Consider the following 13,687-nt stretch of genomic DNA (forward strand, 5'->3'; position numbering starts at 1 on the left):
CCCTCTCAGTTTCACTAGCAGAGGCCAAAACACTGTTAAAAGCCATCAATGATTCGCCCAAAACCCGAAGAACGCCGTTTAGGTTTAATTGGAATCTGAACTAAGCGGTCAACTTAACTAAGCTGCGGTGTTAGCAAAGACGTTGGGATCAACTGTCACAAACAACGTCTTCAATCACGGACACGACTAAGTTCTTGAACCATTGATGTGCTGGGCTGGTAACGGTTCTTTTATGCTCAATCAAAAACAGCTCGAACATTAACTCGGGTACATTATCTAGAGAGAATATCGGTACTATCTTGTCGCCTATTCCCTCTAGTTCCGTCAATTTATGGGTCGCAACCAAAATTGTATTCGAACTCTGCATCACTTCCACCAAAGTAAGAAGCTGCCCGCTTTTAAAGGCGATATCTCTCTGCATTCCATTCTTAACTAAGTAAGTGTCTACTGGGTGTTGCAGCCCGTAATTCGAGCGAATATCTAGCGTGAGGTCAACAAAACGAGATTCGAGGCACTGCTCAAGCGTTACATTTTTCGCTTTCGCTAAAGGGTGATGTTCAGAAACATAAAATACCGGATAGATCTGCCCAAGACTCACGTATGGGAATTCGATTGGATTACTTGGAGCTTCGATGTGAATGGTAAAATCCACATCTCGTGATAACAGCTGACTGGTGGGTGTTTTCGCAATCGGATATTCGATAAGGCTCGCGTTCGGCGCATCGTGCATGAACCGTTCAGCAAGGGGCACAGAAAGCATCCTACTCATTAATGGCGGTACAGAAACAACAAAGGTCTGAACGCATTCAGCAGGATCAAACGCAGATTTCGTTACTAGGCTTCGCATAGCCAATAGCAACTCTTCTAAAGGTGCTTGCAGTTCTAGCGCTTTTTGCGTGGGCACTAAGCCATTAGACTCTCGATAGAACAGCGGATCATCAAACAACTCTCGCAAACGACTTAACGTACGACTCATCGCAGGCTGAGACAGATACAAAGTATTGGCTGCGCGCGTTACGTTCCTCTCTTTGATTAAAACACTCAACGACACTAATAAGTTTAGGTCCAACCGAGAAAGCTGTTGTTCGATAGTCATCATAAGACATGCATCCGAGTAATATCACTCGTTAAATAATTGCACCATTGTGACTAACAAACAAGTAGTGATGATAACTGGCTAAACGTATCATTGAATAGTGCGAGCGATTCAGTAGATGCGCCCTACTTTACTGTCATTTTTAATACCCGTTATTCCTCAATCTTGAGCAAGGATGTGACCCATTTTTGTAGTGGATCTTCGTTATACCTCGGGTGCCAAGCAGCCACCACATCAAAGTTTTCTGGGGAACGCTCCATTGGAATCGTCACCAAATTGAACCCTACAATAGCTCTGGATGGCAAGAACGCAATAGAATCTGTGGTGTTTAAATACATAGGCACGATGGAGAAACACGGTGCGGAGACCACCACGTTGCGCTTTAACCCAAACTGACCAAACCATTCATCAATCGATCCTTTGAAATTTGGACGCGATGGTGAAGCAATAATGGTGGGATAAGTAGCCACCTCCTCCAATGAAGGTGTGGCTTGTGCTATTGAAGCATGAGGAGATGCAACACACACATGGTGCTCTTCAAACAGCTTGATTACTTTGTAGCTGCTTGGAATGTAGTCCGGAAACGCGATCGCTAAATTGACCTTTCCGCTTTCCATTAGCTCATGCAGATTATCGATTTCAAAATCACGCACAATCAGCTTTAAGTTCGGTGCTTTTTCCCTTAATTGCGCGATTAAGCTCGGCAAAATGATCTGCTGTGCGTAATCTGTCGCTGCAATAACAAATGTCCCTTTTGCTTTCTCTGGTACGAAGTTTGTTTTAGATAACAATAAATTGAAGTCGATCAGTAAACGATCGACACCGACAGATAACTCTTGTGCAAAGGTGGTCGGAACAAAGCCGTTGGTTTTTCTCACAAACAACCTATCATCAAACACTTCTCGCAGTTTCTTCAAATGCTCACTAACAGCTTGCTGGGTCATCCCCAATTGATTCGCGGCTTTGGAGGCGTTCTCTTCACGGATTAAAGCTTGGAAAACTCTAAGTTGCTTTATGTCTAATCGGTCTAGTTTGCTCACACGCACTCGCTCGGTGAAGTTGGATTCCATGTCAGTGTAACACTCAACAAGAAAAACCAGTAACACTCACAATTAAGCTTTGTTTCTACTTGTTTAGCTATTTGATTAAAGTTCTTCCATCGAAACGAAACACATACAGATCGGAGAACAACATGAAAACAATCATTCTAATTGGCGCACGTGGCAAGATGGGTCAAGCAGCACTAATGGGGTTAGGCAATCACAACGTAATCACAGCGGGTCGCTCTGGCGATGTCGACCACATCGTCGATATCACTGACCCGCAATCAATTGAAGCGCTGTACAAGAACGTGGGACACTTTGATGCGGTTGTGAACACCGTCGGCCTCTGCGAATACAATACCTTTGTGGATATGACTGAAGGTCAATGGATGACCACGGTAATGAGCAAAATGATGGGGCAAATCAACCTTGTTCGCATCGGCCAAAAGTACATTGCAGATGGCGGTTCATTTACTCTAATTAGCGGTATCTTGAATGTTAAACCCATTCCTTTTGCGATTGCTGATGCAACCACTAGCGGAGCAATTGATACCTTCGTTAAGACTGTCGCTTATGAAATGCCAAGAAACACACGTATCAATGTCATTAACCCGACCGTTCTTGCTGAAGCATGGGATGTTTACGGTGAAATGATGCCCGGTTTTGAACCTGTACCGAGCAAGCTTGTTGGCAAAGCATTTGAGCGCTCGGTCGATGGTTTTCTTACTGGTGAAGTGATTTTTGTAGACGCGTAATGCACGAACATTAGATACTTTCCTGCAACTAAAAAGGCGAACCCATCGGTTCGCCTTTCTGCTTAAGGAATCTTGTTTATCGATTTATCGCCAAATATGAGCCCGCAGCAATCATTATTCCACCAGCACTTTGATTTAATCTTCTATGCGCGCGTGGCGTTTTCAGCAAACCTGCCATTCTGCCCGCTCCTACAGCGATAAGCATTAAACCGGACATTAGAGCAACAGATGCTAAACCAGAAACCAAGACAATATCTTGTGAGCGCAGAACTGTCAGATCAATGAAAGTCGGCAAGAACGAAATATAAAACAGAATCACTTTAGGGTTTGAAGCTGAAATCAAAAAGCCTTGCGCGAAACTTGCGAGTTCGGATTTCTGACTCTGTTTGGCCGCAAGTTCCGCAGAGCCTTGCACTTCAGGTAAGCTCTTAAACATCTTATAGCCCAAGTAAATCAAATAAGCTGCACCGACGTAGCGAATCACCTCAAACGCAATCGACCAATTCTCGGCGATCGTTGCTAGACCGAAACAGGCAAGTGCAAGATAGATAAGATCACTGCATATCATCCCTAACGAAAGAGTGATGCACTTTCGCCAACCATTAACCATGCCTCGAGCTAAAATGGCAAATACGCCAGGCCCCGGAGTAATACCAAATATAAACATGGCAATAAAGAATGTAATCGCACCTTCTAGTGACATTAGACGGTCCTTACCTATAACCCAACATAATTGATCATGAACGTATCATGGAGCTTCGATTCGCGTAAAGAACGTTTTTGACTAAGCACGTTTAACACAACTCATGTTTTGAATAAGTGTGACACGTAATTTCTCCACCACACCTAAGCCCAGCCTTAACCCCAAACATAAACTTCAACTTAAACCAATCACCAATCACTAATCACCAGTCACCAGTCACCAGTCACCAAAGTGTTTTTCGTTAAGACACAAAAAAGGCGAACCTAGAGGCTCGCCTTCGAAAACAATGATAGAAAATCAACGTGACAAGATTAGTTAGCGATTGGAGACAGTAACTCTGGGTTTACGACTATATTTCTTACACCGTGGGCGTGATCTTCGTTAAAGTCATTACCTTCACACCAGCTACCCACTGTCGCGATATTTACTTTCGCGACTTGTGGTCTAACGCTCCATGTTACTTGGAAAGGTGAACCTTGCTCATTGTAACCAGGACCCGTTGTAAAGCCTGCGTATTGAATCGCTGAACCCGTATTTTGAGGAATATTTGGTGCTTGGTTTAAACCGTTCACTTTTGAATGTTTCGCTAATGCTTCAAAGTCGAGAGCTTTATCGTCATTAACTAATACATAGACTTGAGTTTCAACACGCAATTGTGGATTGGTAATCGCGTCGTTAAAACAAGCGCCCAGTGTTTCGCCCGGTTCGACTTGCGCCGTTGAATAAACATAGTGAACTTCAATGGTGTCCCCCGAATGCAAAGAACCATGATCGCTCGGACAAACCTTGCCCTCAAATGGTTTCAGCTCAGCTGAACTCAACTTGCCTGTGTATTTAAATCCACTCTGGAATCCCTTACCATCACCGTTGCCAGCGTATTGAGTAAACTCACCGCCTTTATGCTCAGCGTTCTTATGGAAGTGAATATTACATAAGTTCATTGCTGTTGAATCAGGGGCATCCGAAAACAGTCTGGTATTTGTTCCTTCTAATGAACCCAAATCTCGTGGGGCTTGCGGGCCAAAACCTTGCCCTTGGGTGTTTTCAGAAAGCTTAGCTCTTTGTTCTGCGATAACACCATCTGATACAGACTCATGGTTGGTGTCAGATGCATTTGCTTGAGCAGATAACATCACCACCGCGACGCTTAAAAAAACACTCTTATTCTTCATTTTTCTTCCCTAGAATATTGATAACTAAACCTAAACCGACTTAACAGCAAACATCTTACTATGCTCGTAAGTGAATATAAGACTTGTCTTTGTAAGATTAGATTTCATTGCTTACTTTGGGATGAGTATTAGAACCCTTGATGCATATAACAAGTCAAACAGGGTAAATTCGGCGAGTCCCTTCCAGAACTAATAATTTCCTATTTTCGTTAACCGTCGCCTGACTCAGCGCTCAGATAAGTGAGCACGATTCTTAGTTAGAACGGTGGCCAGATTTAGAAGATCAAAAAAGGCGAACCACTGGGCTCGCCTTCACGTTTCATTCTGTCTATTAGGTTGGCATTCTTGGTTAACGGTTTAACCGTTACCGGTGGCAAATATCCCAAACGTCATGACGTTCAAAGCATCTGTCACGCCCTCTAGTGATTTAATCACGGTCTTAGTCGGTTTATTATGACGAATAAAATAGCTTCCGATGCCTTTTTCACCGCCACTCTTAGCATCGCTTTCCGTTGTTTCTGTCGCTGCTACTTGAGAAGGCTGCACTGATTCTGGCTCTGCATTGGCGTGAGTTATCGTGTCATTATTTGAATCAAGGTTTGAGTTTGATTCATGATCGGTTATTGGTTGATGATTAACGAACGATTCATGGGAAGATTCAACGTTGGTCTCAGCACTTGTATCAGTTGCAACATCGATATTGCTCTCTTCTTCCAAGCTTTTCGACATTGCGTCTTCGTTGCTCAATGTATTCTCGTCTAGCTGATGATGACTCGTTGAAGAGCAAGCTGTTAAGAAAAACAGGCTAACGATGAATATGAGTAAGTTTCTCATCATAGTGATAAAGCACGAATTAATAAAACATCGTTCGATTGTAATTTATTTGGTTAACTACATCCAGCACCGAGCAGCGTAAAAGTGAAATGTCATGTACTTGAAGAGTAAAGAAAAGCGTACGATTGTAGGTCTAAAACTAATAATTCGAGACTTCAATCAGGTTGCCATCAGGATCTCGAATATAAACAGAGACAATGTTTCCCGTCGCACCAGTTCGCTGTACTGGTCCTTCTTCTATCGCGACGCCTTGCGCTTGGATATGTTCGGCGACTTCAGCAATTGGCATATTGGTAATAAAGCAGAGATCTGCACTACCGACCTGCACACGCCTCGCCTTTGGCTCGAACTCGCTACCACTGAGGTGTAAATTGATCTTCTGCGTTCCAAATGACAACGCCAACCTGCCCTCGCCAAATTTGATAGGCTTCATTCCAAGTACCCGTTGGTAAAAATCGACCGTAACTTGTAAATCTTTCACGGTTAATACCAAATGATCTAAATGACTGATTTCCAATTTAATCGTCCTTGTCTCGTCGTTACTAAATGTTGAATATTAAATGCTGAATAACGCTAAGTTACATACTCTAATGTTAGATTTACTAACACAAGATAAGCGTACATCTTCACTTCTCACTTTGAACGAATAAAGGGAGCACTGACTGCGCTCCCTTATCATAGGTATTACGTCACTTTAAACCGTTTTAACTAGTAACAAGCACCTTCAAATACCCAATACCAATAATTATCGAACGGATCTGCACCCCAATTGTCCGCCGATGCGGTGAATCGGTGGCCATAATATTGAACAGCCGCACCAGTAGGATAGTAGTAGTTTGGATTCCACTCTTGAAGGTTGTCACACAAGCCTTGTGGTTCTGGCTCAGGCTGAGGAGTTTCTATGTCAGCACTCACAGCAACATACGCATCCATCGAACCTTGAGTCCCAGCAGCCATCACGTATACGTCACTTCCCTGTATCCCACTAAAACCACAGTATTCACGGTTACCCTGATTGGTCGAAGAACAATCATAGTCATTGATCGTTGCTGCTCGACCGATTGCAACGTACATATCGACATCGCCGTAGCCATTATAAGTCTGAATCCACACTTCATCAGCCGGCGCGTTCTTAAGCACAAATTGTTGTTGATTCTCACTTTCGCCTTGTATGGGCGTTGGTGTATTGATCTCTAGCTCTACAACACTCGGAGTTGGCGGGTTAGGATTTGGCTGGCCCGCACCACAGTTTTGAACATCAATACCTACCTGACTAAACGCTGAACTTACAGCTGAGGTTTCATAACCAAGATCTTTAGCGGCTTTGCAGACACCGTCAGCACCTTGTTGAAAATCCGAGTTAGGTGTCCAGTAAAGCTGGTTAGCCGTCGCGTAGGCCTTAAACGCTTTTTTAATACCCCAGTTATTACTTGTCGACAAATAGTAGAACGCTTTATTAAAGACCCCTGAACTGTGGTGTACATCAATGCCGCTATAGTATTGGTTGACGTGGTCAATAGATATACCATCTTGGCTTGGTTGAATGAAGTAACGCATTGCATCACTATTTTTCATTACATGCTCGCCCATCTTCCAATTGAAGCTACCGTGCACAAATTCACTTAATGCGGCAGCGGCCACATCTGAGAAAGATTCATTCATACCGCCTGACATTCCACGATACTCAAGTCCGGAGTTTTGTTCAGTAAAACCGTGGCTCACCTCATGGGCAATTACATCCCATGTCGCTAACGGGTACATAGATTGGTCGCCATCACCAAATGTCATTTGGCGACCATCCCAAAATGCGTTCCCATAGTTTGAACCATAGTGAACACGCATCGTGAGTTTTTGCTTAATCGGACGTGTATTTAGCCAATCTTGGTACATGTCGAATACACGTTGTCCGAAATAATGAGCGTCATTCATCGGCGCATAAGCACCATTCACTGCGCGATAATTGTTAACGTTCACGCCATTGTTACCGTTACAACTAAACCGATGTATTTGTCCTGAACTCTGCTGATTGTTCATGTTCAGAGTGACAACATTCTGGCTGTCCATTTGGCAATTCGAGTTAACTTGAAATCCTCCAAATCCCGTATTTGAACCAAAGTAGTAACGACCGCTTTTCTCGTTTCCACCAGGCCCCTCAGCTTCAATGAAAGCAATGCCTTCCCACTGATCGAGTAACTCTCCCGATTTCGCATCAACAAGCGTAATTGGTCTTGAAGGCCCCATTCCTTTGGTTTGTAAGAAATCAATCTTGTAGATGAGGCGTGCTTGTTCCTGTTGATCAAGCCAGATAACAAGCTCGGTATTAGGGTCACGAATGGTCGCTGCTGCAATACCTTTGTGCTTTGATTTCGCAATTTCAACGGCTTGTTTAGCGTTAATCAGCGGTAGTGTTGAACCAATATCAGACTCGATGCCTGTTAAGACTTGGCCATCAACGGCTGTTGCAATACCTTGCTTAGAAAGATCCACGACCACAGATTGTCCGTAGACAGGTACTCCATAATGGAATTGCTTCTTACGTAACAGCGTTGTTGTATCTATGTTGACTTGGGTTATATCTTGATAAGAAAGCGGCTCGCTTACGGCTGTAAACCCTTGTTTTGTATTATTAAACACTTTAGACAAGTCAACTTTTGAATAGTCGACAACGTTGGCAGCTTGAGACGTGAAAGCTATCGGAAATAGCATTAGTAAATGTGTACTACGCATACATCACCTTTATAATTATGTTTTATAAATTCATCAACTCGATGAGCGCACATCTTAACGATAGATATTACACATAATAAAATTAACTTAGTTGCATATGCGATGTTAATTCAAAACATAATTAATGAAGGGTAGCTAATTGAGACATACAGTCAGAAAAATAAATGAAATCTGATGGTTAGTTAAATTTACTACTGGATAGTTTCGATAGATAGCATGCTTTCAGATCACCTCCTTTCTCATCAAACGAGAACCCAAAGACGCTAAATCGTCCGAGCATGACTTTGGGTTCAAAATAGTTCTCAAATTTACAAAATATTCAAACCAAAGACGCCTTTTACGTCGAACAATACCTTTTGCGTTCTTTCCCTACCGACTTCGCTACCATTTCGCAAAATATCGATCAGCTGCGCTTTGTCATCCAGTAACTCAGCTCTTCTTTCACGAATAGGACGAAGCATCTCTTGTAAGCACTCTTCCAATACTTTCTTAGTTTGTCCATCGCCTAGCCCACCTCTTTGGTAATGCTCTTTTAGTTGACTGACATAGTTAGCGTCACTGTGAAAAGCATCAAGATAAGTGAACACGATATTCCCTTCTACCTTGCCTGGGTCTTCAATTCGTAGATGATTTGGATCGGTATACATGGATTTAACGGCAGCTCTGATCTCTTTCTCTGTTGCACCCAAATTGATGGCGTTGCCCATCGATTTAGACATCTTACTTTTACCATCAGTACTAGGGAGGCGAGATGCATTGCTGAGAAGCGGCCTACATTCATTTAAGATTGGTTTACCAGCAAGCGAGTTAACCTTTCTTACTATCTCATTGGTTTGTTCCAACATCGGCAATTGATCATCGCCAACAGGCACTAAAGTCGCGTTAAAAGCAGTAATGTCTGCCGCCTGTGATATGGGATAAGTGAGGAAGCCTGCTGGAATAGAGCGACCAAACTCCTTGTTCTGAATTTCGCTTTTGACCGTTGGATTGCGTTCAAAGCGAGCGATAGAAACAAGATTGCTGTAGAACATGGTGAGCTCAGCTAACACCGGCAACTGTGATTGCAGACAAATCGTGGTCTTGGTCGGGTCGATACCCACCGCAAGATAGTCAGCGACTACATTGAGAATGTTGGAAGAAACCTTCGAAGGATTATGGGCGTTGTCGGTAAGCCCTTGCATGTCAGCGACCAATATCGTTTGGTCGTGAATATGCTGCAAAGAGACTCTTTGTTTAAGTGAACCGACGTAATGACCCAAATGCAAAGGCCCAGTAGCTCTATCGCCAGTCAGAATAATTTCTGGCTTGTTGGTATTGTTCTTACTGCCAATATTATTGCTGTCGGTATGGCTGTTTGAGTTGGTATTCATGGTGTATCTCCAAGTTAAAAGGCTACTGGAGATAAAAAGAGGCGACATTTTTGATGACATTCTTAGCTACCGTCCAGCAGCTAAAGAATGTAAGTATTCCGTGCTGCTCTATTGAGAGCACCACCAAAAGAAAATTGAAGTTGAAGTTGAAGCAGAATTAAATTTCATGGTTAAAACCTATCAACAATACAGACGAGCGACAACTGTTATTTACGCGCGCTAAGAAAATAGGTTTAAGATTAACGGTTTATAGGCTTAATCTTTACTGGAACACAGTTCAGTGATTCGGTCACACATAGCTTGGTTGACTGTGAAGTGGGTGTTGAGGAACGCTAATTGGGCAAGTGCCGATTCAGCCGTGCGCTCGTAACCTTGGATAAAGGTTGGTAGCAATTGAGCAAACTTAGGAAAGCGCGCTTCTAGTCTTCTATCCGACATAAACTCATCGACAAATTCAGGCTCAGAATGTTCAGTTTGATCCACAAGATCGATCAAACGATCAAGTGCGTAAGATTGAACGAACCGACTGCCCGACAGCTTTTCGCCTCGGTTATGACGAGACATACCCACATAAAGATTGGTTAATGCTTCGCCTATGATCCACTCTTGCGAATTAGCTTCTGCCGCCCTTTTTTGTGGTGGGATACAGCACTGAGTATCAAATTCAGGTTGCTGCCAAACAATGCGCCCTTCAGCAAATGGAATATGCGCTAACTCGTGGGGTTCAAACACCGCAAATTCGCAAAAGATTCCGTCAGCGTATAGGACTTTATAGCCATCGACGGTATTTCTCACCGCGTAGTCGATTGGGTGAATGTCTGATAGCCAATGTAAGCTGTCTAAGAAATATTGCTTGTGCCCTGTTTGTACTATCGCGAAAAAATCGACATCTGAATACTGATCAAGTCGTTCTGTTTCAATACCTACGGAGCCCAATCCCAGTAAAGCATGAGCCTTACCTGATGCTTCCAAAGACTCCCCAATCGCATCTAAACGCTGTAGTAATTTTTCTGGTGTGTTTATGTGTCTTGTCTGCATCACTTTATCCGTCTGCATTGCTAAATCCCTATCAAGTTGAATGCCACTCAACCTAACTGATAGTTAGAACATCTAAGAAGCCTAATTTATAAAATATGTGTTTCGGGTAACGATCTGCGCAAGTTATTGTTTGAATAACGACTGGATTTAGGAGTAAAAAAGAGTGCGTTCAACCGATAAACAGCACTCTTCTATCATGGCTTATCTTTTAACCGCTGATATTTACAACAGCTTATACTTATAAACACCTAGTTTACAAACAGCTAGCTTATAAACGCTTTAGGGCTAAACCGACGATTTTTCCAAGTAAGCGGCCATTTCTTCTTTCGGCACCATGCCTCCGCCAGTCGCCCACACAAGATGCGTTGCATTCGCTAGCGTCGGCTCATCAATATCGAGGCGATCAAGATATTCTCTATTCTGCTCAACATGAATCACACCCGGCATGCCTGCGAGTGCTGAAGGCTCAAGTTGAATACCCTCTGCTTGGTTCAGTTCGCCTAGCAATTGATACATACGTTCATCGGTTAATGTGTAATAACCATCAAGCAAGCGCTCCATCGCGCGCCCCACGAAACCTGAAGCCCGACCCACCGCCAAGCCGTCTGCGGCGGTGAGGTTATCGATACCAAGATCTTGCACCGCAATCTCATCATGCAATCCCGTATGAACACCGAGCAACATGCAAGGCGAATGGGTCGGCTCAGCAAAAATACAATGCACGTGATCACCAAAAGCCATTTTCAAGCCAAATGCTACACCACCGGGGCCGCCACCCACACCACAAGGCAAGTAAACAAACAAAGGATGCTGTTCATTAACCACAATCCCCTGTTGCTCGAATTGCTTCTTGAGCCTTTCTCCAGCCACAGAGTAACCAAGGAACAGTGTTTGTGAGTTTTCATCATCAATGAAGAAACAGCGCGGATCTTGCTCCGCTTCTTTCCGTCCTTGTTCTACTGCAACGCCATAATCTTGTTGATACTCGACCACGTTAACACCGTGCTCTCGCAGTTTACTTTTCTTCCAAGCTCTCGCGTCTGCCGACATATGAACGGATACTGTAAAACCTAGCTTGGCACTCATTATGCCAATCGACATTCCTAAGTTACCCGTGGATCCTACCGCAATGCTGTATTGTCGGAAGAAGTCACGAAATTCAGGTTCGAGCAACTTACTGTAGTCATCGCTCTCACACAGTAACCCCGCTTCAATCGCTAGCTTCTCGGCATGCGTTAGTACTTCATAGATACCACCGCGCGCTTTGATTGAACCTGAAATCGGTAAATGGCTGTCTTTCTTCATCATCAAACGCCCTTTTATTGGCTGCTGATAATGAGCTTCTAATGCTAACTTCATTGCAGGGATATCGATAAGCTCAGATTCGATGATGCCATTCATCACATGAGTTTCAGGGAATGCCTTCACCAGATAAGGGCCAAACCTTTGTAACCTCAAACTCGCATCATGAATATCTTGTTCGCTTAATCCCACATAAGGCAAACCGCGCTCCAGAGTCGTCACATTTGGGTTAAACCAAACCACCTCTTCCAATGCAATCAATTGTTGAAGTAATGGGAAATCTGAGATGAGTTTATGGACATTCAATATGGTCATGGATTACCTTTTTTGGTAAAGCGCGCGCGACGCTGGTTCAGTCATTAGTAAACCTATTTAAACGGTATTTGTGTAATCATTCAATGATCTGTAGGCTAGCCTGTCTTCTCATAAGCAAACAGTAGAACAACCTATGAGCGCCTCTCTTCGTAATAGCATTTTCGTCATGTTAGGGATTCTATTCCTAGCACTTAACCTTCGTGGGCCTTTTACGAGCTTGGCTCCTGTGCTTTCTCAGGTTATGGAAGGCCTCAACCTTACGTCGTCGGCTGCTGGATTCTTAACAGCTTTGCCACTGTTAACTTTTGCCTTATTTTCACCATTAGTCACCAAGATATCTCAACGAATTGGTCTAGAACCTAGCCTGCTCTTAGGCTTAGTTTTGATCACTACGGGTATTACACTGCGCTCTTTTGGAGCAATTCCGACGTTATACATCGGCACAGTAATGATTGGACTTGGTATCGCGATTGGTAACGTGTTGTTGCCCGTTGTAGTGAAAATTAGCTTCCCTACTCGTATTGCGACAGTCACTTCTTTGTACATTTTTACGATGGGCATCGGTTCGACGTTAGGCTCAAGTTTGATGGTGCCGTTTTCAAATCTAACCTTATTTACGATCACGGGTTGGCAATTAGCACTGTTAATGAACCTAATATTCCCAATATTAGCTTTGATGATCTGGTTGCCTAAAATCAGAAAACGCTCTTCTTCATCGACCAATAACAAGCATCAAGAAAAGCCAGTTCCGATGAAGAAGATGATCAAGAGTGGCGTTGCATGGCAAGTGACACTAGCTCTTGGGCTTAACTCATTTACCTTCTATTCTTTGGCAGGCTGGCTTCCACAGATCTTGAACGACCTTGGCTACAGCGAAATCGATGCGGGTTATATCTACGGATTTCTACAATTTTCGACTATGGTTCCGGGATTGCTTTTACTGCCGTTCTTAGGTAAAAGCGATAACCAACAATGGCTCATTACGCTTTGTACTTCGAGTGTATTTATTGGATTGATTGGGCTGCTGTATTTGCCTGAGTTTGCGATCTTTTGGGTGGGACTGTTTGGATTAGCCAACTGCTCGACGTTTATTATTGCGCTCTCTTTTGTCGGCTTACGTACAGCGAATAGCAGCCAAGCCGCATCGCTGTCGGGTATGGCTCAAGGAATTGGTTATGCTTTAGCAGCAACAGGCCCAACGCTGGTGGGTAAGCTTCATGCTCAAACCGACTCTTGGAGCGTTCCCATTCTGCTGATCGCATCTGTTGCATTTGCGTGCACGATTTTCGCGGCATTGGCAGCACGAGACAAAAAAGTGAGCGTTTAGGACAA

General features: G+C 43.6%; 12 protein-coding genes. 2 read left to right on the top strand and 10 right to left on the bottom strand.

Annotation, left to right across the window (positions count from 1 at the left end; translation table 11 throughout):
* Positions 1-148: 148 nt before the first annotated feature.
* Positions 149-1,099 carry a LysR family transcriptional regulator gene (locus H5300_RS03515; RefSeq protein WP_054541129.1) on the bottom strand — a complete coding sequence of 317 codons (951 nt, stop codon included), beginning with the start codon at positions 1,097-1,099 and terminating at the stop codon, positions 149-151.
* A 149-nt stretch (positions 1,100-1,248) separates the two neighbouring features.
* Complete coding sequence (locus H5300_RS03520) at positions 1,249-2,136, bottom strand: LysR family transcriptional regulator (RefSeq protein ID WP_108122605.1); 888 nt, start codon at positions 2,134-2,136, stop codon at positions 1,249-1,251.
* A 152-nt stretch (positions 2,137-2,288) separates the two neighbouring features.
* On the opposite strand from H5300_RS03520, the gene H5300_RS03525 reads away from it, so the two are divergent.
* On the top strand, positions 2,289-2,894 hold the full coding sequence (locus H5300_RS03525) for a short chain dehydrogenase (protein ID WP_061022983.1): 606 nt from the start codon (positions 2,289-2,291) through the stop codon (positions 2,892-2,894).
* A 76-nt stretch (positions 2,895-2,970) separates the two neighbouring features.
* On the opposite strand, the gene H5300_RS03530 is transcribed toward H5300_RS03525, so the two are convergent.
* From H5300_RS03530 to H5300_RS03565, 8 genes are all read right to left on the bottom strand, one after another.
* Positions 2,971-3,597 carry a LysE family translocator gene (locus H5300_RS03530; protein ID WP_017079152.1) on the bottom strand — a complete coding sequence of 209 codons (627 nt, stop codon included), beginning with the start codon at positions 3,595-3,597 and terminating at the stop codon, positions 2,971-2,973.
* A 311-nt stretch (positions 3,598-3,908) separates the two neighbouring features.
* Entirely contained in the window at positions 3,909-4,769 is an 861-nt protein-coding gene (locus H5300_RS03535; protein WP_182795428.1) for a delta-class carbonic anhydrase, read from the bottom strand.
* A gap of 357 nt (positions 4,770-5,126) precedes the next feature.
* The gene (locus tag H5300_RS03540) at positions 5,127-5,606 is read right to left on the bottom strand and encodes a hypothetical protein (protein WP_182795429.1); all 480 of its coding nucleotides are present in this window, start codon (positions 5,604-5,606) and stop codon (positions 5,127-5,129) included.
* 136 nt (positions 5,607-5,742) lie between these two features.
* Positions 5,743-6,120 (bottom strand): VOC family protein, encoded by a 378-nt coding sequence (locus tag H5300_RS03545; protein WP_108149634.1) that lies wholly within the window; start codon positions 6,118-6,120, stop codon positions 5,743-5,745.
* Between the two features lie 191 nt (positions 6,121-6,311).
* Positions 6,312-8,330 (bottom strand): M4 family metallopeptidase, encoded by a 2,019-nt coding sequence (locus H5300_RS03550; protein WP_182795430.1) that lies wholly within the window; start codon positions 8,328-8,330, stop codon positions 6,312-6,314.
* A 308-nt stretch (positions 8,331-8,638) separates the two neighbouring features.
* Positions 8,639-9,700, bottom strand: a complete 1,062-nt coding sequence (gene trpS, locus H5300_RS03555) for a tryptophan--tRNA ligase (protein WP_182795431.1) — start codon at positions 9,698-9,700, stop codon at positions 8,639-8,641.
* 255 nt (positions 9,701-9,955) lie between these two features.
* A complete protein-coding gene (locus H5300_RS03560; RefSeq protein ID WP_182795432.1) occupies positions 9,956-10,756 on the bottom strand; it encodes a hypothetical protein in 801 nt (266 codons plus the stop codon).
* Positions 10,757-11,023: 267 nt separating this feature from the next.
* Positions 11,024-12,355: a D-serine ammonia-lyase gene (locus tag H5300_RS03565; protein WP_182795433.1), complete on the bottom strand. Its 1,332-nt coding sequence runs from the start codon at positions 12,353-12,355 to the stop codon at positions 11,024-11,026.
* 133 nt (positions 12,356-12,488) lie between these two features.
* Between H5300_RS03565 and H5300_RS03570 the strand changes: the two genes are divergently transcribed.
* Positions 12,489-13,682: an MFS transporter gene (locus H5300_RS03570; RefSeq protein WP_182795434.1), complete on the top strand. Its 1,194-nt coding sequence runs from the start codon at positions 12,489-12,491 to the stop codon at positions 13,680-13,682.
* Positions 13,683-13,687: the final 5 nt, after the last annotated feature.

It is taken from the genome of Vibrio sp. SG41-7, from assembly GCF_014164465.1.
GTDB lineage: Bacteria > Pseudomonadota > Gammaproteobacteria > Enterobacterales > Vibrionaceae > Vibrio > Vibrio splendidus.